The following is a 25,995-nucleotide window of genomic DNA, read 5'->3' on the forward strand; positions in this document are numbered from 1 at the left end:
GTTAAAATCTTGGAAATAGTTAAGCCAGAGGGCTGTAATTGTAGCGTAATGGACATTTGGGTAGGCTGAAAAGCTCCAGATGTCCTTTATTTGTTACCTTTGCAGCATTTTAGCCGACAAAGCAAAAGCAAAGGTAGACTACTGGCAAGCTGTAGAAGACGAACGGCAGCGCAACAGCTTTGCGAAGCCGTAGGAATGGATTACGATGCACTGAGCATGTATATCATTAAATCATTACCTTTAACTTTTTTTTGTTTTTCACATTTATAGTTTATACCGAAAAAGCCCTAACTTTGTAGAAATTTAATCAGTATATTGTGACTAAAGACATAGTCAAAGATAAAGTCAGAGGCATACTCGACAGCTATCTTGAGACAAACAACTACAGAAAGACTACGGAAAGATTTGCCATTCTTGATGCGGTCTACGATATGCAAAGACACTTTTCACTCGAAGAGTTAGGAAAGAAGATGTCTAAAGATAACTTTAGGGTTTCGCGCGCAACACTCTACAACACCATGCGGCTCTTTATAGAGTTGCGTTTGGTTGTGCGTCATCGCTTTATAGGGCAGACCAAATATGAGGCTTGCTACAATAACGACGACCACATTCATCGAATATGTACCGTTTGTGGTGCTGTAAAGGAGATAGAATCGACACCGATAACGGAGGCTATTGCCGAAACAAAGTTTACACGTTTTCGCAAGGACGGCTTCTCCTTATATATATATGGCGTCTGCTCACGTTGTCAGGCAAAGCTCTCACGCGAACGTAAAAAAGTAAAAAACAAGATAAAAACTAATGGAAACAGGTAAAGTTGATGTCCTATTGGGATTACAGTGGGGCGACGAAGGAAAGGGAAAGATAGTCGATGTGCTTACACCGCGCTACGATGTTGTGGCACGCTTTCAAGGAGGGCCTAATGCAGGGCACACTTTGGAGTTTGAAGGCGAGAAGTATGTGTTGCGCTCTATTCCCTCTGGCATCTTCCAAGGTGGAAAGATAAACATCATTGGCAATGGAGTTGTGCTTGCGCCAGACTTGTTTATGAAAGAAGCAGAAGACTTGGCTGCATCGGGACACCCACTCTTTGAACGACTTTACATTTCCAAGAAAGCCCACCTTATCATGCCTACCCACAGAATATTGGACAAGGCAAGCGAAGCTGCAAAAGGTAAGGAACTTGTGGGAACCACTGGTAAAGGCATCGGTCCTACCTATACGGACAAGACGAGCAGAAACGGTCTGCGTGTGGGCGATATACTAAACGACTTTGAGAATAAATATTTGAAGCACAAGGAACGCCACCTTAAATTGTTGAGCTCAATGGGTTGGACAGACTTTGAAGGCTTTGAGGAAACCGAAAAGCAATGGTTGGAAGGTGTGGAATATATGAAGAACTTCCGCTTTGTCGATTCGGAACACGAGATAAACCATACACTTCGTGCAGGCAAGCGCATTCTTTGCGAGGGTGCACAAGGCACAATGCTCGATATAGACTTTGGTTCTTATCCTTTCGTTACTTCGTCTAACACCATTTCCGCAGGTGCTTGCACGGGCTTGGGTATAGGGCCAAACAAAATAGGTAACGTGTTTGGCATTATGAAAGCGTACTGCACTCGCGTTGGTTCAGGACCTTTCCCAACCGAACTCTTCGACGAAACAGGCGACAAGCTGTGCGACTTAGGACACGAATATGGTGCCGTTACTGGCAGAAAGCGTCGTTGCGGTTGGATAGACTTGGTGCAACTGCGCTATTCGATAATGGTGAATGGTGTAACAGAGCTCATTATGATGAAGAGCGATGTGCTCGATACATTCAACACTATCAAGGCTTGCGTTGGCTACGAACTGCCAAATGGCGAAACCACCGACAAGTTACCATACGATATCAGCAACGTGAAGCCAATTTACAAAGAACTGAAAGGTTGGAATACAGATATGACACGACTCACAGACGAAGCACAGTTCCCAAAAGAATTTAGCGACTATGTGAAGTTCCTTGAAGACTTCTTGGAAACAAGAATTGGTGTTATCTCAATAGGTCCAGACCGAGAACAAACTATAATAAGAAAATAACGACGATGGCAAATAAACCTTCTATCCCAAAGGGAACGCGCGATTTCGGTCCCGATGAGATGGCAAAACGAAATTATATATTCGATACCATAAAGAGCGTGTATGCGCTTTATGGTTTTCAACAGATAGAAACGCCCGCAATGGAAACGCTCCAAACCCTGATGGGAAAGTACGGAGAAGAGGGCGACAAGTTGCTTTTCAAGATTTTAAATTCAGGCGATTTCCTTAAAAGCACTACCGATGAGGAACTTTTAGCACGCAATCCGTTGAAGTTGCAGACCAAGCTTTCAGAGAAAGGATTGCGCTACGACCTTACTGTTCCCTTTGCACGATATGTTGTAATGCACCGCGAAGAGTTGCAAATGCCTTTCAAACGCTATCAGATACAACCCGTTTGGCGTGCCGACCGACCACAAAAGGGGCGTTATCGTGAATTTTATCAATGCGATGCCGACATTGTTGGTTCAGATTCCTTGCTCAATGAAGTGGAGTTGATGCAGATTATCGACACCGTTTTCACCAAGTTCGGAATCCGAGTACAGATAAAAATAAACAACCGCAAGATACTTTCGGGTATTGCAGAAGTCATTGGCGAGCAGGAAAAGATTGTCCAAATCACAACAGCCATCGACAAACTCGACAAGATAGGGCTTGAGGCAGTGAATGCCGAACTTGAAAAAGAAGGATTGTCAAAGGCTTCCATAGAGAAGCTGCAACCTATAATACAGTTAAGTGGCAGCAACGACGACAAGCTGAACACGATAGCCGAAGTGCTTGCAAATAGCGAAACAGGACTAAAGGGAGTAGAGGAGATAAGATACATTCTTGATGTTTTGAAGCAAATAGAGCTGAAAAATGAAATACAACTCGACTTGACTTTAGCGCGCGGACTGAACTATTATACAGGCGCAATATTTGAAGTGAAGGCTTTGGACGTTGAAATCGGTTCCATTACAGGTGGCGGACGCTACGATAATCTTACGGGAATATTCGGAATGCCTAACCTCTCGGGCGTTGGTTTCAGCTTTGGTGCAGACCGTATCTACGATGTTCTCAACACGTTAGACCTTTATCCGAAAGAAAGTATCAGCGATACCCAACTGCTGTTCATCAACTTTGGCGATAAGGAAACAAGCTACGTGTTGCCGTTTGTGGCGAAAGCACGACAGGCAAATATAAGAACGGAGATTTTTCCCGATGCTGCAAAGATGAAGAAACAAATGGCTTATGCAAATGCAAAGCACATTCCGTTTGTTGTTCTTGCAGGCGATAACGAAATAGAACAAGGCAAAGTTACTTTGAAGAATATGAATACAGGCGAGCAAATACTCGTTTCGCCCGACGATTTAATAGAGAAAGTAACATCAAGCAACCCTTGAGTCAAGGGGCATAAGATTCTGTAGTACGAAAAGTCGCCTGCTGTTTCGTGCTACAGAACTTATAACTTACAGAAATACAAAGAGCCGATTCTCAATAAGAGAGTCGGCTCTTTGTGTTTTGTTAGCTATAATAGCAACAAACGCATTTGAAGGAAAGTGGAAGAAAGATTAAATAGACTCGTAGCCTCTTGTATAGTTTTTCTTCAGCAAGTCTTTCAAAGACAGTTCCTTGCCACCATCGTGTTCGTATGCTTCGCGCATCTCTTCATATCCTTCTTCTTCCTCTTTAGAGTGTGTAAACTCTATTGCTTTGCTTTTTGCTTCTGCTATTGCCCAACCGATTATTGCAATTACGAGTAAGGCAATCAATCCTATTATAGGTGTTGTCATAATGCTACGTTTTTATTATTTATAGTGCAAAAGTACGTTAAGTTTACCAAAACACCAAATTTTCAATAACTTTTTGTACCTTTGTCTCACATTAGAAAGAAACTATAAACGACAAGATGACGAGAAAAGAACGCTATAACTACATATTGGATTATTTCAGGAAGAACGTTGGCGAAGTATCTACCGAATTGATGTTCGGTTCGGCTTTCCAGTTATTATGCGCAACTTTGCTTTCGGCACAATGCACCGACAAACGCATAAATGCCATTACTCCCGCATTGTTTGCCAAGTTTCCCGATGCGAAAGCTATGGCTGCTGCCGAAGTAGAAGACGTTTTCGAGCTTGTGCGCAGCGTTTCTTACCCAAATTCAAAGGCAAAACATTTGATTGAAATGGCACGTATGGTTGTAGATGCATACGGTGGCGAAATACCTTCAGACCCTAATGAATTGGTGAAACTGCCCGGAGTAGGGAGGAAAACCGCAAATGTGTTGCAGGCAGTATGGTTCGGAAAGCCAACTTTGGCAGTAGACACGCACGTCTATCGTGTCAGTCATCGGTTGGGATTGGTGCCTGCCGATGCCAACACACCACGTAAGGTGGAAGACTATCTGATGCGCAATATCCCTCTAAACGAGGTGTCTTCAGCCCACCATTGGATACTCCTGCACGGTCGATATATCTGCAAGAGCCTGCGTCCGATGTGCGAAAAATGCCCATTTGAGTTTTTCTGCCCGAAGAATATGGATAATAGCAAACTAAATAAGTAGACGAAAATGAATACAAAAATAATATTGGCATTTTTAAAGAACATAGCTGCCAACAATAATAGAGAGTGGTTTCAAGAACATAAGTCTGAATATGAAGCCGTAAAAAAGGAGTTTGAGGCAGGCGTTAAAGATGTTATAACAACCTTGACGACAATTGACAGCGAGATAGCCCACCTGAAAGTAAAGGATTGTACCTATCGTTTCTATCGTGATACACGCTTCTCGCCCGATAAGAGTCCGTACAAACGACACTTGGGTGCCTTTATCTGCGCAAAGGGACGAAAGGCTTTGCGAGGTGGCTATTACATTCATTTAGAACCGAACAACTGCTTGGTTGCGGTGGGCTCGTATTGGTTGCCAACCAACATACTAACCTCGTGCCGCAACGAAATAATGGCGAATATCGACCAATGGCGCAAGATTGTCGAAGACGGAAAGTTTATAAAGACTTTCGGTTATCCCAACGACGGACAATGGGAGGACGATGCTGTATCTAAGAAAGGTTTTGGTTTGGCAGCTTTGAAAACAATTCCGAAAGGTTTTCCACGCGACTATGAGTTTGCTCAATATCTTCGTATGAAAGACTATTGCTGCTGGGTGAAAGTCCCCGACAATTTCTTTGAAGGCAACGAATGGAAGGAGAAGCTAATCGAAATAGCTAAAACAGGAAAGCCAATGATGGATATGATGAACAACGTAATAGATGATTACGAGTAAATTAGACGTGTCTGTATCTCATATAATAATCACACAAAATGAGGTCAATAAATATTGTTAATATAACAGACGAGTTCTAAATTTATATGGATTCGTCTGTTTTCGTTAAATGCAATTTAAACGTTTTCGGAATATTATTTGTAATTCTAAGAGAAAAATCTTATATTTGCACACGTATAATAAACTATCGCCCTGAACATATATAGGAATAATGAAAAGAACAGCAAAGATGCTCCGTCATGCTATGCAGTATTTACTAAAATCGAATGTTAGTATAGGTATGATTGATTTGCTTTTTAAGTTACCTTTTTATATATTCAGAAAACATTTTAGATGTTTTAAAGATGTTTACATACCTGTTCCTCGTAGATTTATTGAAGGATTTAGCTTTAATGCAGAAAGATTTTATCCCAATCTCTGTTATAAGAGTTAAAGATATAACCTTTTGTTCTGGCATTGTATATTTAAGAAACATAGTAAATATTAATAACCCTAACGTCCCAGTCTCTGTAAGACGTTCTCTCTAATGGAGAGTTAAGGAGAGACATTGAAAAAATAATGAAAAACAATCTATTAAAAACTACTTGTGCAGTTTTTAGTTTACTGTTTACTGCACTTTTTGCTTTACCGCAACAACTGCATGCGCAGAGTAAAGAAGCTTATGTTGAGAAAAACTTGGACAAGAAAGTGATGACTTTCTATTACGACAATCAGAAAAGTAGTAGGAAAGGTATTGTTTATAGCATCAACGAAAAGCAAAAAACCGACAGTGGAACCGAGATTCCTGCTTGGGCTGGTAATTCTCAAGATGGAGAAAAAACTACAACTACAGTCGTTTTCGATGAGTCGTTTAAAGATTTTCGTCCTGTAAGCACCGATTATTGGTTTGCTCAGTACACAGTATTAAAAGAGTTTAAGGGAATTGAGAACTTAAACACAACAGATGTAACTAACATGTCGCACATGTTTTATCATTGCGATGCTTTACCTTCTGTTGATCTTTCGCACTTTAACACAGCGAAAGTTACCGATATGAATTCTATGTTCTCAGAATGTGCTTCGCTAACTTCGCTCAACCTCTCCACATTCGATACTAAGAATGTTACGGATATGAACTCTATGTTTAATTTCTGCGCTAGCTTAACTTCGCTCAATCTTTCTAAATTTAATACTGAGAAAGTTAAAGACATGCGAGCTATGTTCTTTTGCTGCACTGGATTGACTTCTCTCGATCTTTCTAAGTTCAATACAGAAAACGTAACAGATATGGGGGTAATGTTCTTTTATTGCAAAGGCATTACGTCGCTTAATCTTTCAGGCTTCAACACGGCGAAGGTTACTAACATGAAAGGAATGTTCTCTGGTTGTAGCGGACTTACTTCTTTAGATGTTTCTAAATTCAATACGGAAAATGTAACAACAATGAACGGTATGTTTGCAAGTTGTGTAGCACTTACCAAACTTAATTTATCAAGCTTCAATACAGCGAATGTTACCGATATGAATGGCATGTTTGCAAACTGTTCAGAGCTTGCCGCTTTAGACCTTTCTAATTTTAATACGGCAAACGTAACAGATATGACATCTATGTTCTCTGCTTGTACAGTACTTGCAGAACTAAAAGTTCCGAACTTTAACACGGAAAAAGTTGTTAGCATGTTTGGTATGTTTGCAAATAATAAAGCACTTACTTCGCTCGACCTCTCAAGTTTCAACACTCCAGAAGTAACAACTATGAAAGGTATGTTTTCCGGTTGCTCTGCATTAACTTCACTCAATATATCTAACTTCAATACTGCCAAAGTAACCGATATGTATGGAATGTTCTTCTCGTGCGAAGCACTACCTTCTCTCGATCTTTCCAATTTCGATACCGAAAAAGTAACCGATATGTACGGAATGTTCGCATATTGCAAGGCAATGAAATCGTTGAAGCTATCGAGCTTTGATACAAAGAACGTAAAAAACATGTCGTTTATGTTCTTCTATTGTTCTTCACTTCCAACACTCGATCTTTCCGGGTTCAATACAGAGAATGTAACCGATATGGGGGCTATGTTTAAGTATTGCCTTGAAATGGAAAAGATAGATGTATCTAAGTTCAATACAGAAAAGGTAACGAATATGCGCGGAATGTTCTCTGGCTGCAGAAAAATAACTTCTCTCGATCTTTCTCATTTCAATACGGAGAATGTAACCAACACAAACACAATGTTCTTTTCGTGTGATGCAATTACTTCGCTCAATCTTTCAAGCTTTAAGTTAGAGAAAGTAACCGATATGGGTTCAATGTTCTTTGCTTGCGAAGAAATGAAGACCATTTATTGCAACTACACATGGAAGTGTGCAGAATCTACAAGCATGTTCGCTTATTGTTCAAAGCTGAAAGGTGCTGTAGCTTACGATGAAAATAAAGTTGATGTACAAATGGCTAATCCTGAAACAGGATATTTCACCAAGAAGACACCAAGTGGAATTGAAAAGTCTGTAGATACTACCGATGCTAAGATTGTAGACATCTATTCGCTCGATGGCAAGAAGCACTCAGAATTGCAAAACGGAGTAAATATTGTTAGAATGAACAATGGTAAAATACAAAAAATAATGAAGTAAAAAAATAACAAATAAAGCCACCTCGCTCTTTTGCAAGGTGGCTTTATCATTGTACAGAATTTTAAATAGACGGCAATGATTCATAAAAAGGGACAAAACGACTTGTTATAATCTATCTTTCTCTTTATTGCCAGCACCCTTTCCTTTATATTTAGATTTAATGGTGTTGAAACTATAAGTTAATGTACATTCAATGGAACGAGTATTAGAGAACTTTTCCATCTCAATCTCTCGAACTCCACTATAAAGTGTGAAACAATTTTTACGAGCACTATTAAATATGTCGTTAATCATTAGCTTCATTTTCCAATTTTTCCCCAATTGTTTCATTAAGCCTGCATTAATTTGCCAAGTCTGCGCCATATCCATATTCTCTGCATTGCCTTTACTGCGCCAACTAAGATCAGCATTCAGCATACAAGTTGGTGTTAAAGAAATAATATTATTGAATTTAACAATGCCCATAAATCGATTGAAAGACTTTGTTTCTCCTTTATACATTTCTTTATAGAATGGAACAAACATTCCTACCATTAGAGCTGGATAATAACGCTTGAATTGTGGCGATACTTGCAATCCTATTTGTAATTCTGTCATTTTGTATTCAGAATTCATATTTTTAAATAAAGTAGCATTACCGTTACCATAATTCATTGCAGACGTAACTATCTTATCTGTTGTGTGTGCATAATTAAGCATAAGCATTGCCCAGCTATATTGTATATTGCACGAGATGTTATCTACGTATGATGGACGAAGATTTGGATTGCCACTTTGATAAAGATATTTATTTATATACGATACTCTCCCACCAAGTTGCGAATACAAAGGACGATTATATTTCTTAGTATAACTCAACTGTACCATTCCTCTGTTTATTGGCACCATCATCATTATTGTTGGAAAGAGTTTATTGTAGACACGAGATTGTTCCTCTATTTTTTGTTTGTTTTCATAGTAATTATTGTTTATATGTTCATAACGAACACCAATTTGGAAGTCTATCTTACCCAGTCGTTGCATCATTTCTATATATACGGCTGTGTTCATTTCCTTTATCAATGGGTTATTAGATGGAAGAACATTCCCTATATTCACAAAATTTTCATCACGATGGCTATCAGATATTTCAGTCCCTAAGTTTATTTGCCCTTTCAAAAAGGGGTGAGATAAATGGAACTCTCCAGCTAACATACGAGAAGAAATCTTATCCGTAGAAGTTATCGTCCGATTACTTATATTAAGATGAGTTTCGTTAATATTCTCATTACCTTTCGCATACTTCCATAATACATCAAAGGTAGTGTTTAAAGTCCATTTACCTATCTGATTGGTATAATATGCATCTATATTATGTGTAGTTATTTTGGCATTATTGTAGTCTACTACATTGTTATCATCGTCCAAAATATTGTTTATCCACGATTGTGTATTATATAACGAACAAAAATCCGTCGGATTATGAGAAACTTTATAGAACAATCCAAAAGCATGAACAGGCGAAATGGAATAATTAAATCCTAATCTGCCATCATACACTTTAGAAGTACCCTTTTGGTTCATATCAACATTTTGTGTATATTGCGATGCGAGCCATGTGTTCTGCAAATTGTAACTACTTCCTTTCGATTTTTTCCTCGAATATTCCAAATCGGCGAAGATATCGAGTTTATCAAGACGATAGTTTGCATTGATTATCTCTGAACCATTCAGATAGTCGCAATAGTTTAACTTCGTGGTGCTATCAAAAGCAAGACCTTCACCGGGTGCTCTTTCAGCCGTAATACGTATCACAGCATTGACAGTTGCATTGTAACGAGCACCAGGATTCATAACAACTTCCACCTTTTTAATTTTGTTCGATTTAAGTTGTTCCAACAAATTGTCATTATTCACCTTTCTCCCATTAATATACACTAAGGGCTTTCCTTTTCCGAATACTGCTATACCTTTAGAAGTTGTTACAATTCCAGGTAAACGCCCTAAGACATCGTTGGCATTACCTAAGTTTTCAAGAATGGTTCCTTTTATGGAAGTAACCAAAGCATCGCCTTCTACACGTGTTATCGGCCTGCGCAATGCAACTTCAACTCCTTCTAAGTTTGTTACTGCCGATGAGAGTGTTACAGATAATGGAGTGTTAGGCTTTGCATTTATTATTTGGTCGTTATATCCAATTCGCGAAATCTTTAATAATCCTTTTGATACCTTTGAAAGGTTGAACTTTCCTTCTTCATCTGTCGTTACTCCTGTAACAAACGAAGAATCGTTGGCATTAAGTAAAGCTACATTTGCAAAAGATATAGGCTGCTGTTTATTATCAACAACCTTGCCATAATAATTTTCTTGTGCCTGCATCGAAAGAGTTAATATATATAGAAAGGCTGTAATAAATAAATTTCTTTTTCCCATTACTGTTATTTTTGATTGTTTTGTTTTCTGATGCAAAGGTAAAAAAAAATAAGCCATTCTGTCTTTCTTGTAAAAAAAATCATTATCAGAAATTAAAAAAGTCTCAAAAACAAGAATTGTATAGCAATAATGCGAGGAAGAAAGCTTCTGACAACAAAAACATATATAGAATTGTGGAAACTCTATAGTTTAGGCGAAAAATAAGATTTAGACTAAAAAACAAACAGAGCATGTTGCTCAGCTTACAAGCAAAAATATCTGCAAATATTTTGATTTCTCCTTTTTTGTATGTATCTTTGCATTCGCTTTTGGCCGATATGGCTCAGTTGGTAGAGCAACGCATTCGTAATGCGTAGGTCCCCGGTTCGAGTCCGGGTATCGGCTCTTTGAAAAGAGATGCTACAAAAGCAAAGTTCATAATAACAAAGTTATTAAAATACATACAAGCGGAATTAGCACATCGGTAGTGCACGGGCTTCCCAAGCCTGGGAGGCGGGTTCGATTCCCGTATTCCGCTCATTCCTTTAATTCTTTTCCATTTCACTAATGCCACTAAAAATGTACGGATTAAAAATTAAAAATGTTCTATAAATTCCACGTAGCGGAACATAATTGTTATAACACCATTCACTCTTTGTGTCTTTTGCTTTTATGTGCATATTTCGCTTTCCTTTTCAGTCGCATAGCCCGATATGCTCTTTTGAAGGGAGAGTAAGAACAACTCACCTAAAAATCAAGAATCCAATAAAGGTAATTTATAGAGCCTGCTAAATAAATTAACTCCACTTGAACTGACTTGTATTGCTCCTTTTCTCAATATAGCTAAAATAGGCTTCTTGAATTCTCATTTTTACTCCGTGCCCCTTAGAATATTCTTTTGTAGGGTTTATGTATTATGGCCTATTTTTTTGTGGTTAGTCAAAGAATCCTTGTCTTGATACATTAATTCAACAACGGCATTCTTGTCATTGTCGATAATCCGGAAAAAACTAACGTCCTTTTATTGGATACCAATGTATTCCAATGAATTGCTGCTGATAAAAATAAAGTTTGCTGTGGTACTTTACGAAAATATTGCGTATCTTTGCAATAGTTAATTAAAGAGAAAACAGAAAAAGATAGATGCTGTCAATCGAAGGATTAAAAGTTGAGTTTGGTGTAAAACCACTCTTTCATGATGTCTCTTTTGTTGTAAACGACCGCGACCGTATAGCGTTGGTGGGTAAGAATGGTGCAGGAAAGTCTACAATGCTTAAAATACTTTGTGGTTTACAACGTCCCACAGCAGGTGTTGTGGCTGTTCCGAACGATACGACTATCGGCTATTTGCCGCAGGTAATGAAACTGTCGGACGATACTACGGTAAAGGACGAGACACGTAAGGCATTTGCAGATGCTACCAAAATGAAAGAAGAACTGGAGTGTATGCAACAAGAAATGGCTGAACGTACCGACTACGAAAGCGAAAGTTATACCGAACTGGTAGAGAGGTTTACGCAGGAACACGAACGCTTTATGCTGCTTGGTGGTGAGAATTACGAAGCAGAAATAGAACGTACGCTTGTCGGTTTAGGTTTTGAACGTACCGACTTCGACCGTCCCACATCTGAATTTTCGGGTGGTTGGCGTATGCGAATAGAACTGGCGAAAATACTTTTACGCCACCCTGATGTATTGTTGCTTGATGAGCCAACCAACCATTTGGATATAGAATCAATACAATGGTTAGAGCAGTTTCTTGTTCAAAGTGCAAAAGCTGTGGTGTTGGTGTCTCACGACCGTGCCTTTATAAACAATGTAACGAATCGCACATTAGAGATAACTTGCGGTAGGGTAGAAGACTATAAAGTGAGGTACGATGAATATCTTGTTTTACGTAAGGAACGTAGAGAGCAACAACTGCGTGCATACGAAAATCAACAAAAGGAGATTGCTGATATAAAGGCCTTTATAGATAGATTTCGTTATCAGGCAACAAAAGCAGTTCAGGTGCAACAACGTATAAAGCAGTTGGAAAAGATAGTGCCGATAGAGGTAGACGAGGTGGACAATTCGGCCATGCGCTTAAAATTTCCACCTTGCTTGCGAAGTGGCGATTATCCTATTATCTGCGACAATGTGCGCAAGGAATATCCGTCACGCCTCGTGTTCGAGAAGGTCGACATGACCATTAAGCGAGGCGAAAAAGTTGCTTTCGTAGGTAAGAATGGAGAAGGAAAGTCTACCCTTGTAAAGTGTATCATGAACGAAATCCCCTTCGATGGTAATCTAAAGATAGGGCACAACGTACAGATTGGATATTTCGCACAAAACCAAGCCCAACTCTTAGACGAGAACCTGACTATATTTGAAACCATCGACCAAGTAGCAAAAGGTGAGATGCGATTACGTATCAACGACCTTTTAGGTGCCTTTATGTTTGGTGGAGAAATATCTGAAAAGAAAGTTAAAGTGCTCTCGGGTGGCGAGCGTTCACGCTTGGCAATGATAAGATTATTGCTCGAACCAGTGAATCTCTTAATACTCGACGAACCTACAAACCACTTGGACATAACTTCAAAGGAGGTTCTGAAAGAAGCGATTAAGGCTTTCGACGGGACAGCGATTATCGTCTCGCATGACAGAGAGTTCCTCGATGGCTTGGTAAGCAAGGTATATGAATTTGGTGGAGGCAAGGTGCGTGAGCATTTAGGTGGAATTTACGATTATCTGCGTGCCCATAATGCCGAAACAATACAAGAAAGTTTGAGTAAGACAAGTACGAATACTGTTGCTTCCATATTAGAAAACACTGCCAATGCGAAGCAAGAAGCAGTTGCCCAATCTGCATTGGGTGCAGTATCGTATGCAGAACACAAGGAACAACAAAAGAGAATTAGAAAGACACAGCGTGCTGTAGAAGATTCGGAAAAGAAGATTGCCAAGATGGAAAAGCGCAAAGCTGAACTTGACGAATTGTTGATGTCGGCAGAGAATGCATCAAATATGAAACTCGTTACCGAATACACCGACTTACAACGCCATTTAGACAAGGAGAACGAACAATGGCTTGCACTTTCCGAAGCATTGGAAGCATTGCAGAATGAATAAGAAAGAGAATTTATAATTAAATAATAATTGACGAACCTTGTTCGCCTACATTCACTTTGAACGTGCATTATGCAAGCAAAAGATGATGTGACGAGCGGTTTAAACTAAGAACATTTAAAATGAACATTAAGACAATCTTACCAATGATGATGATTGCTACGGTTCCTATGACTGGATTTGCACAAAACCAAGCAGGAATTAAGGAGAGCAATCTCGACAAATCGGTACGTCCTGCCGACGATTTTTACCAGTTCGCAACAGGCGGTTGGCAGAAAAACAATCCTTTGCCTGCTGCATACTCGCGTTATGGTTCGTTCGACCAGTTGGGCGAAAACAATAACAAGCGTATTAATACCATTCTTACAAGTCTGCTAAAGACGAAAGCAAAAGCAGGAAGTGTGGAGCAAAAGCTGAGCGATTTCTATAAACTTGCTATGGATTCTGTGCGTAGAAACAAAGAAGGCGTTGCGCCTGTAATGCCATTGCTCAGCGAGATGGAGGCTGCGAAAACTTTAAATGCTCTCCACGCTATTCAGTTGAAATATGCAAGTCAGAGCTACGGAATGCCAATAAGGTATGGCTTTGGAGCTGACGAAAAGAATGCGAAGATGAACATTCTAACAATTAACCAGAGCGGACTTACGTTAGGTCAAAAAGATTACTATCTTGATAACGATAAGGCTACAACCGATATACGTAATGCCTTTAAGCAATTCGTGGTAAATATGTTTAAACTCTTTGGTTTCTCACAAGCCCAAGCCGAAACAAAGAGCCAATATATTATGCGTTACGAAACTGCCATTGCGTTAATTTCCAAGAGCAGAACTGAACTTCGCGATTCGAAAGCCAACTACAATAAGATGACCTTGGCAGAGTTTAAAGCGAAATATCCTAATATTCGGTTAGAACAAATGCTGAATGCAGATGGTGTAAAGTCTGATTATATACAAGAGATGGTTGTTGGACAGCCAAAGTTCCTGACAGGCGTAGACAAACTAACTGAAACAGAAACTGCCGACGAGCTTCGTGCTCGAATGGAATGGGAGGTTATTCTTGGTGCTGCAAACTATCTCAGCGATAATGTCCGTGCTGAATACTTTAACTTCTTTAGCAAGACAATGCGTGGAACAAAGCAAGACTATCCACGTTGGAAACGTGCTACGCAGCAAGTAGAAAGTCAGATGGGCGAAGCACTTGGCAAGATATATTGCGAACGCTATTTCCCTGCAAGCAGCAAACAACGTATGGAGCAACTTATTAAGAATCTCCAGACAAGTTTAATTCAACGTATTAAGGACCAAAGCTGGATGAGTGAGGAAACAAAGCAGGCTGCGCTCGATAAGTTGTCTACTTTCTATGTTAAGGTGGGATACCCTAATAAGTGGCAAGACTTAACCCTTCTTACAATCGATCCGACAAAGTCGTATTACGATAATGTTATGAGCTGTCGCAAGTTCTGGCACAAGGTGAATCTTGATGAGACTGCAGGCAAGCCAGTGGATAAGGACAAGTGGTATATGACTCCACAGACGGTAAATGCGTATTACAATCCTACCACCAACGAGATATGCTTCCCTGCTGGCATTCTTCAATACCCATTCTTCGACCCTAAGGCAGACGATGCCTTCAACTACGGAGCCATCGGTGTTGTGATTGGACACGAAATGACACACGGCTTCGACGATAATGGGCGGAACTACGATAAAGATGGAAACATGCGCGACTGGTGGGCAAAAGGCGATGGCGACAAGTTCAAGGCACGCACAACACCATTCGGTCAGTTCTTCAGCAATATCAGTGTGCTGCCCGACCTCAAGGCAAACGGAAATCTTACAATGGGCGAAAATCTTGCCGACCATGGTGGCTTAATGGTTGCTTATAATGCACTGAAGAATGCTATGAAAGGTAAGAAAGCACAAAACATTTATGGCTTTACTCCCGAACAACGTTTCTTCCTTGCATACGCTGGTGTGTGGGCTGCAAATATAACAGAAGCAGAAATACGTAACCGTACCAAGAGCGACCCTCACTCGCTGGGAGAATGGCGCGTGAATGGTGCTTTACCACACATTGATGCCTGGTACGATGCATTCAACGTAAAGCCAGGCGACAAACTTTACTTGCCAAAAGAGCAACGTCTCGACTTATGGTAAGTTATGGATAATAGTCTTTTATGATGTAGACCCCGAAAGTAGATTGATGCTTTCGGGGTTTTTAAGTGTTCACTTTCCGATGCAGAAGTGCTTAAAGATATTGTGCAATGTCTCTTGTGGTGTAATTTGATTGCCTGTAATCTCGGCGAGTATGGAGATGGTGTCTTTCAGGTCTTCAGAAATTAGGTCGCCGCTGAGGTTCATAGCCATTGCATCTTGTACTTGTTGCAGAGATGCGTGTGCACGGGTGAGTGCATCGTAGTGTCGGGCATTGGTAACGATGGTTGTGTTCTCTGTAATCTCTGGCAGGTCGGCTACTTTGTATATTAATGCTTCGAGCTGGCCGATGCCCAAGTTATATTTGCCTGATATGCTGAGTTCGTAATAGTTGAAATCTGCATTGTGCCTTTCTTTCAGTATAGAATTGGTTAGGTCGTCTACTTTGTTATGTACAAGAATTAAATGCTTGTCGGCACATTGAGCGAATATCTCTTCTTTTTCACTATCGGTAGGATTTTTGTCTACAACCCATAACACTATTTGTGCTTTCCGGAGCGTGACGTATGTACGTTCTATGCCTAATTGCTCGACTTGGTCGGTGGTCTTGCGTAGTCCTGCGGTATCAATAAAGTGGAAGTCTACACCACTGATGGCGATAGTATCTTCTATGACATCACGGGTGGTTCCGTGAATATTGCTTACAATGGCACGTTCGTCGTGAAGCAGGCAATTGAGCAGGGTAGACTTTCCTACATTTGTTTTGCCAATGATGGCTACTGGAACACCTGTTTTGAGTGCTTGCCCCATTTTGAAAGAGCGGGCAAGTGCGGTTACTTTGCTGTCTGTTTCCTTGACAAGGGCAATTAGTTCGGTACGGTCGGCAAACTCTAATTCTTCGTGGTCGGAGAAGTCGAGTTCGAGTTCGAGCAGCGAGTTTATTTTGAGTAGCTGACTGCGCAATTTTGAAAGTTCTGATGAGAAGTGCCCTTTCAGTTGCGATAGCGCAAGTTTATGCGAAGCTTTGTTGGTAGATGCTATAAGGTCGGCAACAGCTTCGGTCTGCGAAAGATCCATCTTTCCGTTCAGATAGGCGCGCTGGGTGTATTCGCCAGGTTTTGCTTGTCGGCAATTGTTCTCTATAAGTCTGTGGAGCACTTGTTCCATTATATATGCTGAACCGTGGCACGATATTTCTACTGCATCTTCGCCCGTGTACGAATGGGGAGCTCGCCAGATGGACACAACCACTTCGTCTACGGTTTGCTGTTTCTCGTCGAGTATTTCTCCATAATGCAAGGTATTGGCTGGGGCGTTCAGTATTGTCCGCGAGAAAATGGAGTCGACTATTCTGATGGCATCGCTGCCCGAAACTCTGATTGTTCCTATCGCACCTCCCGGTTGTGTTGCTATTGCACAGATGGTTTCGGAAGGGTTGAGAGGATTGTTGTATGCTTGCATTATGGAGAAAAATAAAAGTATTGTTGTGTGAATGTCTTAGGCGGTGTGTAACCTCTTGCGGCGAAAGGCTTCTGAAGGTTAGATTCTTTCAAGCACTTTCTTTATCAGTCCGTCAATAGTGTTCTTATAGCCAGAGTTGGCTTCTTTCTGCATGCGGTTGGCAATTACCATGCAGCAAGTTACGGCTTTGTGCCCCATGTGTTGTGCCAAACCTGCCAATGCGCTGCTTTCCATCTCGAAGTTTGTTATTTTGTACCTGTTATATTCGAACTTTACTATTTTTTCGTTTAGTTGCGGATCTGCCAGTGGTATGCGCAATCGTCGTCCTTGTGGTCCGAAGAAGCCTCCGCAGGCGATGGTTACACCGCGCACCATATCGTCTTGTGCTATTTGTTCTAACAGTTCTTTATTGGCGTCTGCCACGTATGGATTTCCTAATTGCGGATTCCAGTTTACTTGCTTTTTGAATTCCTTCTCGAAGGCAACATCTAATTTATCGCGATTTGCATAGTAGTTGAGCAATCCGTCGAAGCCTATGCTCTTTTCCGATGCAATGAATGTGCCTATTGGCGTGTTGGGTTGGAGTCCACCGCAGGTTCCGATACGCACTAAGGTTAGTGGCCGTAGTTTGGCGTTTTCTTTTCTTGTTTCAAAGTTAATGTTGGCTAAGGCATCTAACTCGTTGAGAACGATGTCGATGTTGTCGCACCCAATGCCTGTGCTTACAATGGTTATCCGTTTTTTCTTGAAGTTGCCCGTTATGGTTCTGAACTCTCTATTATTGGCTTCGCATTCTACACCGTCGAAATGCGATGCAACCAAGGCAACTCTTCCCGGATCACCTACCAGAATAACTTTGTCTGCCAGCTCTTGTGGTTTTAAGTGAAGGTGGAAAATACTTCCATCTTCGTTAATAATCAACTCTGATGGGGCAAAATAATTCTCTTCCATAATCATAAGATTTAGTAAATGTCTTTTTATTGTGTCCTACAAAGTTACATCTTTTTATAAAGAAAGAAGACTTAATACTTGTTTTTTTCTCTTTTAGTCCGTTTTACTTCGACTGATATGGCGATTACAGTCTTTCCCATATGTCAATTTGCTCGAAGTTTATATATTTAGTACTGTTTGAGTATAGAGTTTCTTGCAAAAGTTTATAAGTTTTTCCTAATAGCCTATAAGCTTTCTTGACTAAGTGTAGTGTTATTCTTCGCAAAGTCCACGAACTTCGTTCTGGTTGTCCGTAAACTTATGCGATAAACGAAAAGGAGTTAAAGATGACTTAAACAGTCGGTCTTTAACTCCTTCTAATATTGTATGTTATGTTTCCTATTCTTTCAGCAGAGTGTTTGCCATGTTAAGTGCTGCTCTTCTGCCGTCGCCCATAGCGAGGATAACTGTGGCACCGCCGCGTACAATGTCGCCGCCTGCATAGATTTCGGGGATAGAACTCTGCATGTCGTCGTTCACTGCGATTGTATTCTTTCGTCCTAATTCCAGCCCTTCGATAGAGTTTGGCACAAGCGGGTTAGGCGACACACCTACTGCAACAACTACTTGGTCGCACTCTATGGTAATGGTCTTGCCGGTAGTTTGTGGTCTGCGGCGTCCGCTTTCGTCCGGTTCTCCAAGTTCCATAACGTCGAGAACAGCCCCACAAACACGTCCGTTTTCATCGGCAAGATATTCTTTCGGGTTGTGCAGCGTAAGGAAGTTGATGCCTTCTTCCTGTGCATGCTTCACTTCTTCTACACGTGCCGGCATTTCTTCCAACGAACGACGGTAGACAAGTGTTACTTCGGCACCAAGGCGTTTTGCTGTGCGGCACGAGTCCATAGCAGTGTTTCCACCACCCACAACAACAACTTTCTTTCCAATAATGATTGGCGTGTCGGTGTCCGGGTTGGCTGCGTCCATTAAGTTTACACGGGTAAGATACTCGTTGCTTGACAGAATGTTGATGCTATTTTCGCCTGGAATACCCATGAAGTTAGGCAAGCCTGCACCCGAACCTACAAAGATTCCCTTGAAACCGTTTTGTTTCAGTTCTTCCACACTGATGGTTTTGCCGACAATCGTGTCGGTTTGGAAATGAACTCCTTGCTTTCTTAAGTTTTCGACTTCCACCTCGACAATCTTGTTTGGCAGGCGGAACTCCGGAATACCGTATTTGAGCACACCGCCAATTTCGTGCAATGCTTCGAAAACGTAAACCTCAAATCCGCGTTTAATCATATCGCCGGCAAAGCTAAGTCCCGAAGGACCTGAGCCAATAACGGCTACTTTCATGCCATTAGAGGGAGCAAGCTCGGGTAACGTAATGTTGCCACTCTCGCGTTCATAGTCGGCGGCAAATCTTTCAAGATAGCCAATAGCCACAGCAGGTTCTTTCATCTTTAAGTGAATGCAACGGCTTTCGCACTGTTTCTCTTGCGGACAGACACGACCGCAAACTGCCGGTAGGGCAGAAGTGTCTTTCAATACGCGTGCAGCATTAAGGAATTGTCCGCGTTCGATGTTCTTGATGAAACTTGGAATGTTGATGTTTACGGGGCAACCTTCCACGCAAGTAGGTTTTGCGCAGTCGAGACAGCGTTGAGCTTCACGCATAGCCATTTCTTTTGTAAGCCCTTTGTTCACCTCTTCCAAACGTGTCGTCGCACGGTAAACAGGGTCAAGCTCCGGCATCTGCACTCTTTCGATGGCTGTACGCTCTTTCGGTTTCATGCTCTTGCGCAATTCTGTACGCCATTCTGCGTTGCGATCGACAAGTTCAGAGAACTCCTGTTTTGTTTCTTCTGCGGGAGTCAATGCTGTCTTTGCTGTGCTTTCAGCAGTTTCTACTTCTATATGATGATGCCCAATCTGGTCTTGCTTCCTTTCCATTTCTTTGCGTTCCACACTTTTAAAGGTGCCCATACGCTTGAACATCTCGTCCCAATCGACAAGGTCGCCATTAAATTCAGGACCATCAATGCAGACGAACTTTGTTTTTCCACCAATGGTAAGACGGCATGCACCACACATACCTGTTCCGTCCACCATAATTGTATTCAATGAAACGTCGTTTGGAATGCCGTATTTCTTTGCCAGCAACGAGGTAAACTTCATCATTACAGGAGGACCGATAGCCAGTACCTTGTCTACTTTTTCACGTTGAAGAACTTCCTCTACACCAACGGTTACAACGCCTTTCTTACCCATACTTCCGTCATCGGTCATGATAATAACCTCGTCAGAGTATTTGGCAACGTCATCAACCATAATCACCAATTCTTTTGTGCGACCTGCCAACACGGAAATTACGCGGTTGCCGGCTTTCTTTAAGGCTGTCAAAATAGGGAGAATGGCTGCGATACCGATACCGCCACCGGCGCAAACCACCGTGCCATAGTTTTCTATGTGCGATGCCTGCCCTAATGGTCCGACAATGTCGAGCACTTCGTCGCCCGGTTCGAGCTGGCACAATTTGGTAGAAGAGAGTCCTACTTCCTGTATTACCATGGTGAGAGTGCCTTTTTCAGGGTCGGCTTTAGCAATGGTATAAGGCACGCGTTCGCTGTTTTTGTCTACGCGTACAATTACGAAGTTACCTGCCCTGCAACTGCGTGCTATGAGCGGTGCTTCTACAACGATGCAAAAAACCTTTTCGGAAAATTGCTCTTTGCTGATAATCTTGTTCATGTTTTAAAGGTTAAGTTGTTTATAGATTCTTATTTATTATAACTCTCTATTGTGTTTATGTCTCTGTTGTTGCCTGAAGCAACCCTAACTTACACTTTCGATTTGTTCTTGTCTGAAGTCGAGTAGGAGTTGTCTCTGACATTAATAGTATTGCCGAGTGAAAGACAGTGCCATCTCAACTTCCGACAAAGAATATTCTTTACGATCTAAGCACAATGATTAGAAGTTTTTGTCGTCGAGCATTTCAAATCCGCAATAAGGTACAAGTACCTTTGGTACTCTTATTCCTACAGAGGTCTGATTGTTTTCCATTATGGCTGCAACAATGCGAGGCAAAGCCAATGCCGAACCATTCAGTGTATGACACAGCTCTATTTTCTTATCTTCAGCACGGCGATAGCGACAATGCAGACGGTTTGCCTGATAACTTTCAAAGTTAGAAACAGAGCTAACCTCCAGCCAACGCTCCTGTGCAGCACTCCATACTTCGAAGTCGTAACAAATAGCAGAGGTAAAGCTCATATCGCCACCGCACAGTCGGAGAATGTGGTAGGGGAGTTCCAGCTTCATCAACAGATGCTCAACATGTTCCAACATTTCGTTCAATGATTGGTAAGAGTGTTGCGGAGTGTCTATGCGCACAATCTCTACCTTGTCGAATTGGTGTAGTCGATTGAGTCCACGTACGTCTTTTCCGTAGCTCCCAGCCTCGCGACGGAAGCATGAAGAGTAGGCGCAACGTTTGATAGGGAGATCTTTCTCGTCGAGTATCTCATCGCGGAAAATATTCGTAACGGGTACTTCTGCCGTTGGAATTAGGTAGAGATCGTCCACTTCTGCATGGTACATTTGTCCTTCCTTATCGGGCAACTGCCCTGTTCCTAATCCTGAAGCCTGGTTGACAACCAATGGAGGTTGTACTTCTAAATATCCACTTTTGCGAGCCTCGTCAAGGAAGAATGCTTCCAAGGCACGTTGGAAACGCGCCATCTTCCCTATGTAAATAGGAAAACCTGCCCCTGTGATTTTAACACCAAGCTCGAAATCAACGAGGTTATACTTCTCGCATAAATCCCAGTGGCAAAGTGCTTTACCCTCGAAAGTTGGCTTTTCGCCACCTTCTTTTACTACAACATTGTCGTTAGCATCTTTACCTTCGGGCACATCTGCATTGGCTATATTGGGGATAGTGAGCAGCAAGTCGGTCATATCGGCTTGTGCTTTCTCCATGTTGGTTTGCAAGTCCTTATCGGCAGCCTTTAGTTCAGCTACCTTATTCTTTATTTCGTTCGCCTCGTCTTTCTTGCCTTCTTTCATTAATCCACCAATTTGTTTTGAAAGAAGATTTTGTTGTTGCTTATTGTTATCGAGCTTTTGTTGGTATTCACGACGCATTCTATCGTATTCCAATACCTTCCCGATGGTCTCTTTGGCATTATCGAAGTGCTTCTTTTCAAGACCTTTTATTACACGTTCAGTTTCCTCACTGATGAGCTTTAATGTAAGCATACGTCTTTGTATATTTTATATTCTATTTTGACAACAAAGTTACAAAAAAATATCTTATCGACAAGGATTTTATTCAAAGTTTCCTAAAGTGTTCATAATAATACTGGAAAGCCAGCAAGACTTGTGTAAAAATATGGAGACAATGCTGTCTTATTTGATAAATGGTTTTCTCTTTTGTTGTTTGTGCCGGCTGATGAGAAAATCCGTAGTTTTGTAAAGATAATTTCTTAAAGACAAATAATTACGCTTTGGTGTTGCGAAAGCTGCCCTTTTGCGATGCAAAACCTATGCTTTTACCGTATAAAACAGCCACTTTTGGAATGCAAAACAATATGTCTTGTAATACGTTGATAAAGAGATTAATACGCAACAGATAGATTTGTGGAAAAGATTTACAATTTTTGACTGCTGTTTTATCTAACTAAAGGTATGTGGATAGCAATGGAGTAGGGAAGTGAAAAGTAGTTTCTATTCAGAAGGTAGAATGTGTCTGTGCTAACCTCAGCTGCTATTGTTATAAACAGAAATCCATTCACAACACCTCAAAAGTGTTATGAATGGATTTCTCTATTGTATGCGCTACCTGTCAGACAGAAAGCGTGTATGTTCTTATTGGCTTACTCTATTACTACCAATGGTTCGTCTTCGAGTACAGCTTGACCAACTTTAACAACGATGGCTGTAACCTTGCCGTCCTTTTCAGCTTCAATGCTGTTTTGCATCTTCATAGCTTCGAGCACAAGAACAGTGTCGCCTGCTTTAACTTCCTGACCTACGGTAACTTCTATTGAAGTAATAGTGCCGGGGAGCGGAGCCTTTATGGCATTTGAAGCATTGAAGTTTGCTGGTGTTGCTGCACCTTCAGCCTCGTTTTCAGTAGTGGGTTTACCTAATTCTACCTTTTTCTTTTCAGGTTCAGCAGGTGCTTCCATCTGAACCTTATATTCCTCACCATTTACCGTGATGTCAGCAACATTGTCGTCGCCAACGCTGTTTATAACGACATTATATTCTTTGCCGTCAATCGTATATTTAAATTCTTTCATTTTGTCTTATGGTTTCTTTGTCATAATCTCGAACTTGGCATTCCACATTGTCTGCTTTGGCTTTATTGTGATAATGCCTGGTTCTACATCGTGAACGTTATTGCCTGCATACTCATAGAGCGCCATGGCAATTGCAGCGTATATATTATTGTTCATTTATAGATGTTTTTTATAAAGGGAACTTACAATTACATTGGCATACAACCATGCTTCTTGGCTGGCAACTCTTGCTTCTTGTTTGCTAATTGTGCAAGACCGCGGCAAATACGGAAACGTGTGTTACGTGGTTCGATAACATCGTCGATGTAGCCATATTGAGCTGCCTGATATGGATTTGCAAACTTTTCGGTGTATTCTTCTTCTTTTTCAGCAATGAATTGTTTAACATCGCCTCCACTCTCCTTTACCTGTTTTACTTCTTTTCCGTAGAGAACTGCAACTGCGCCCGATGCTCCCATAACTGCAATCTCGGAACTTGGCCAAGCAAAATTAAGGTCGGAGCGCAATTGCTTGCAACCCATAACGATGTGAGAGCCACCATAGCTCTTGCGAAGGGTGATGGTTATCTTTGGTACGGTTGCTTCGCCATAAGCGTAAAGCAACTGTGCACCGTGTAAGATAACTGCATTGTATTCCTGGCCGGTACCAGGAAGGAAACCTGGAACATCTACTAATGAAACGATAGGAATATTAAAGGCATCACAAAAACGTACGAAACGTGCACCCTTACGGCTTGCATTGGCATCGAGAACACCTGCGTAAGCAGATGGCTGGTTAGCTACGATACCTACGCTCTGACCGTTGAAGCGTGCAAAACCAGTAATAATGTTTTTCGCGAATTTAGGTTGTACCTCGAAGAATTCTCCATTGTCGGTTATAGCCTTAATCACCTTATACATATCGTATGCCTGATTAGGGTCGTCAGGTATAATTTCGTTCAACAGATCTTCCTTGCGGTCGATAGGGTCGGTGCATTCTACGCATGGAGCTTCCTCACGGTTGTTGGAAGGAATGTAAGAAAGCAGGGTCTTGATGATGTCCATTGCTTCTTCCTCGGTCTTGGCAGTAAAACTTGTTACTCCGCTTTTTGTAGCATGGACACTTGCACCGCCAAGATGTTCTGCATCGATATCTTCTCCCGTTACTGTTTTTACGACTTTCGGTCCGGTAAGGAACATGTAACTTGTATCTTCTTTCATCAAGATGAAGTCGGTGAGCGCTGGAGAATAGACGGCTCCACCTGCACAAGGACCAAGAATGCTTGATATTTGAGGAATGACACCCGAAGCAAGAATGTTACGCTCGAATATTTCTCCGTAACCTGCCAGAGAAGAAATACCTTCCTGAATACGTGCACCACCGGAGTCGTTCATACAGATTACAGGAGCACCATTTGTCATGGCCATATCCATAATCTTGCAAATCTTCTGTGCCATCGTTTCTGACAAAGAGCCGCCATTTACTGTAAAATCTTGTGCGTAGACATATACGAGACGTCCATCAATAGTAGCCGAACCAGCTACTACGCCGTCACCAAAATATTGTTTCTTCTCCATACCGAAGTTATGACAACGATGGAGTTTGAACATGTCATACTCTTCAAAGCTACCTTTGTCTACCAACATTTCAATGCGCTCGCGTGCAGTATATTTACCACGAGCGTGTTGTTTTTCGATAGCTTTTTCGCCACCGCCCAGGCGGGCTTGCTCTCTTTTGGCTACGAGTTCCTTTATTTTTTCTGTTTGTTTACTCATAATGTATTTATTTCTCTTAATAATCTGAACAATATTATGGTGGATTAGTTATCCGCTAAATCGATGCAAAAATACGAAAAAAAGCCCACTTACAATAAATAAGGCTCTTTAAAGTTTGTTAAGGTGTCGTATAGAATTGACAAACATCTTCTAATTATGTTTTTGTATATTTATTATGATGAGACAGGTTTATCCACGAAAATAGTTTGATGGTAATACGTTGAAGCAAAAATCCGTTATTTTCATTTTGATACAAACTGCAAAGTTTAACTATTCATAATCTATAAAAAAGCTAAATCAAGGTATTACAGAGTTAAGGTTGTAGAAAAAACTACAAATTATAGCTTGTTATGGAAAAAGTAATTGGCGATTTAAGAAGATTATTGTAACTTTGTCTCAAAATTGTTTAACATAAATGGCACATAGAAGTTTAGATCAATTAGACAGAAAGATTTTACGCCTTATAGCAGAAGATGCACGTATACCTTTCTTGGAAGTAGCGCGCGAATGTAAGGTTAGTGGTGCAGCAATACACCAACGGATTCAGAAATTAACAAACTTGGGTATACTTAAAGGTTCTCAATTTATAATCGATCCAGAGAAAATAGGTTATGAGACTTGTGCATATTTGGGGCTGAATTTGAAAAATCCAGAAAAATTTGATGATGCAGTAGAAGCTTTAAAGAAAATCCCAGAAGTTGTAGAATGTCATTTTACAACTGGCGAATACGATTTGTTTATTAAACTCTATGCTCGAAACAACCATCATCTTTTAAACATTATTCATAGCAAACTTCAAGCTTTGGGTCTGTCTCGGAGCGTTAGTTTAATTTCATATAATGCTGTGATAGATCGTCCTCTTCCAATCAACAGTCTTGCGGTAGGGGGTGCAATCTGATTTTTCAGAGATTAATACATAATATATCAGGTACTTTTTATCA

The 25,995-nt window shown here is 41.0% G+C and carries 18 protein-coding genes and 2 tRNA genes; 11 read left to right on the forward strand and 9 right to left on the reverse strand.

All coding sequences use genetic code 11. The features are described 5' to 3' along the window. Nucleotides 1–317 precede the first annotated feature (317 nt). From RDV52_RS07625 to hisS, 3 genes are read left to right on the forward strand one after another with little or no spacing between them, the layout of a single operon-like run. Nucleotides 318–815 carry a Fur family transcriptional regulator gene (locus tag RDV52_RS07625; RefSeq protein ID WP_004362701.1) on the forward strand — a complete coding sequence of 166 codons (498 nt, stop codon included), beginning with the start codon at nucleotides 318–320 and terminating at the stop codon, nucleotides 813–815. Beyond that, nucleotides 802–2,079, forward strand: coding sequence for an adenylosuccinate synthase (locus RDV52_RS07630; RefSeq protein ID WP_004362702.1), 1,278 nt, complete (start codon nucleotides 802–804; stop codon nucleotides 2,077–2,079). The genes RDV52_RS07625 and RDV52_RS07630 overlap by 14 nt, the downstream gene beginning before the upstream one ends. A 5-nt stretch (nucleotides 2,080–2,084) precedes the next feature. Continuing rightward, the gene (gene hisS, locus RDV52_RS07635) at nucleotides 2,085–3,458 is read left to right on the forward strand and encodes a histidine--tRNA ligase (protein WP_004366230.1); all 1,374 of its coding nucleotides are present in this window, start codon (nucleotides 2,085–2,087) and stop codon (nucleotides 3,456–3,458) included. A 168-nt stretch (nucleotides 3,459–3,626) separates the two neighbouring features. Here hisS and RDV52_RS07640 read toward each other — a convergent pair whose 3' ends face one another. Continuing rightward, complete coding sequence (locus tag RDV52_RS07640; RefSeq protein ID WP_004362704.1) at nucleotides 3,627–3,848, reverse strand: hypothetical protein; 222 nt, start codon at nucleotides 3,846–3,848, stop codon at nucleotides 3,627–3,629. Between the two features lie 116 nt (nucleotides 3,849–3,964). On the opposite strand from RDV52_RS07640, the gene nth reads away from it, so the two are divergent. The 3 genes from nth (at nucleotide 3,965) to RDV52_RS07655 (ending at nucleotide 7,948) form a co-directional block, all read left to right on the forward strand. Then, nucleotides 3,965–4,618 carry an endonuclease III gene (nth, locus tag RDV52_RS07645; protein ID WP_004366229.1) on the forward strand — a complete coding sequence of 218 codons (654 nt, stop codon included), beginning with the start codon at nucleotides 3,965–3,967 and terminating at the stop codon, nucleotides 4,616–4,618. A 6-nt stretch (nucleotides 4,619–4,624) separates the two neighbouring features. After that, complete coding sequence (locus tag RDV52_RS07650; RefSeq protein ID WP_004366228.1) at nucleotides 4,625–5,335, forward strand: DUF2461 domain-containing protein; 711 nt, start codon at nucleotides 4,625–4,627, stop codon at nucleotides 5,333–5,335. Nucleotides 5,336–5,893: 558 nt separating this feature from the next. Beyond that, the gene (locus RDV52_RS07655; protein WP_004366226.1) at nucleotides 5,894–7,948 is read left to right on the forward strand and encodes a BspA family leucine-rich repeat surface protein; all 2,055 of its coding nucleotides are present in this window, start codon (nucleotides 5,894–5,896) and stop codon (nucleotides 7,946–7,948) included. Between the two features lie 105 nt (nucleotides 7,949–8,053). Here RDV52_RS07655 and RDV52_RS07660 read toward each other — a convergent pair whose 3' ends face one another. After that, on the reverse strand, nucleotides 8,054–10,360 hold the full coding sequence (locus RDV52_RS07660) for an outer membrane beta-barrel family protein (RefSeq protein WP_115098563.1): 2,307 nt from the start codon (nucleotides 10,358–10,360) through the stop codon (nucleotides 8,054–8,056). 311 nt (nucleotides 10,361–10,671) lie between these two features. On the opposite strand from RDV52_RS07660, the gene RDV52_RS07665 reads away from it, so the two are divergent. The 4 genes from RDV52_RS07665 (at nucleotide 10,672) to RDV52_RS07680 (ending at nucleotide 15,603) form a co-directional block, all read left to right on the forward strand. Beyond that, nucleotides 10,672–10,744, forward strand: a tRNA-Thr gene (locus RDV52_RS07665). A gap of 62 nt (nucleotides 10,745–10,806) precedes the next feature. Further along, nucleotides 10,807–10,877: transfer RNA gene (locus tag RDV52_RS07670), tRNA-Gly, on the forward strand. 605 nt (nucleotides 10,878–11,482) lie between these two features. Beyond that, entirely contained in the window at nucleotides 11,483–13,450 is a 1,968-nt protein-coding gene (locus tag RDV52_RS07675) for an ABC-F family ATP-binding cassette domain-containing protein (protein WP_004366222.1), read from the forward strand. Nucleotides 13,451–13,569: 119 nt separating this feature from the next. After that, on the forward strand, nucleotides 13,570–15,603 hold the full coding sequence (locus RDV52_RS07680) for a M13 family metallopeptidase (protein WP_004366221.1): 2,034 nt from the start codon (nucleotides 13,570–13,572) through the stop codon (nucleotides 15,601–15,603). Between the two features lie 69 nt (nucleotides 15,604–15,672). Here the strand turns inward: RDV52_RS07680 and mnmE are convergent, their stop codons facing one another. The 7 genes from mnmE to RDV52_RS07715 all read right to left on the reverse strand — a co-directional run bounded on the left by mnmE (nucleotide 15,673) and on the right by RDV52_RS07715 (nucleotide 25,054). After that, on the reverse strand, nucleotides 15,673–17,061 hold the full coding sequence (gene mnmE / locus RDV52_RS07685; RefSeq protein ID WP_004366220.1) for a tRNA uridine-5-carboxymethylaminomethyl(34) synthesis GTPase MnmE: 1,389 nt from the start codon (nucleotides 17,059–17,061) through the stop codon (nucleotides 15,673–15,675). A gap of 78 nt (nucleotides 17,062–17,139) precedes the next feature. After that, entirely contained in the window at nucleotides 17,140–18,012 is an 873-nt protein-coding gene (locus RDV52_RS07690; protein WP_040557022.1) for a nucleoside phosphorylase, read from the reverse strand. A gap of 378 nt (nucleotides 18,013–18,390) precedes the next feature. After that, nucleotides 18,391–20,745: a bifunctional dihydroorotate dehydrogenase B NAD binding subunit/NADPH-dependent glutamate synthase gene (locus tag RDV52_RS07695; protein ID WP_004366218.1), complete on the reverse strand. Its 2,355-nt coding sequence runs from the start codon at nucleotides 20,743–20,745 to the stop codon at nucleotides 18,391–18,393. A 219-nt stretch (nucleotides 20,746–20,964) separates the two neighbouring features. Then, the gene (serS, locus tag RDV52_RS07700; RefSeq protein ID WP_004362716.1) at nucleotides 20,965–22,254 is read right to left on the reverse strand and encodes a serine--tRNA ligase; all 1,290 of its coding nucleotides are present in this window, start codon (nucleotides 22,252–22,254) and stop codon (nucleotides 20,965–20,967) included. Between the two features lie 617 nt (nucleotides 22,255–22,871). Continuing rightward, the gene (locus tag RDV52_RS07705; RefSeq protein WP_004366216.1) at nucleotides 22,872–23,300 is read right to left on the reverse strand and encodes a biotin carboxyl carrier domain-containing protein; all 429 of its coding nucleotides are present in this window, start codon (nucleotides 23,298–23,300) and stop codon (nucleotides 22,872–22,874) included. Nucleotides 23,301–23,306: 6 nt separating this feature from the next. Next, the gene (locus RDV52_RS07710; protein WP_004362718.1) at nucleotides 23,307–23,456 is read right to left on the reverse strand and encodes a hypothetical protein; all 150 of its coding nucleotides are present in this window, start codon (nucleotides 23,454–23,456) and stop codon (nucleotides 23,307–23,309) included. Between the two features lie 32 nt (nucleotides 23,457–23,488). After that, on the reverse strand, nucleotides 23,489–25,054 hold the full coding sequence (locus RDV52_RS07715) for an acyl-CoA carboxylase subunit beta (protein ID WP_004366214.1): 1,566 nt from the start codon (nucleotides 25,052–25,054) through the stop codon (nucleotides 23,489–23,491). 415 nt (nucleotides 25,055–25,469) lie between these two features. Here RDV52_RS07715 and RDV52_RS07720 point away from each other — a divergent pair, with 415 nt between their 5' ends. After that, on the forward strand, nucleotides 25,470–25,952 hold the full coding sequence (locus RDV52_RS07720; RefSeq protein ID WP_004366212.1) for an Lrp/AsnC family transcriptional regulator: 483 nt from the start codon (nucleotides 25,470–25,472) through the stop codon (nucleotides 25,950–25,952). Nucleotides 25,953–25,995 lie beyond the last annotated feature (43 nt).

This window comes from Prevotella nigrescens (genome assembly GCF_031191185.1).
Classification (GTDB): Bacteria; Bacteroidota; Bacteroidia; order Bacteroidales; family Bacteroidaceae; genus Prevotella; species Prevotella nigrescens.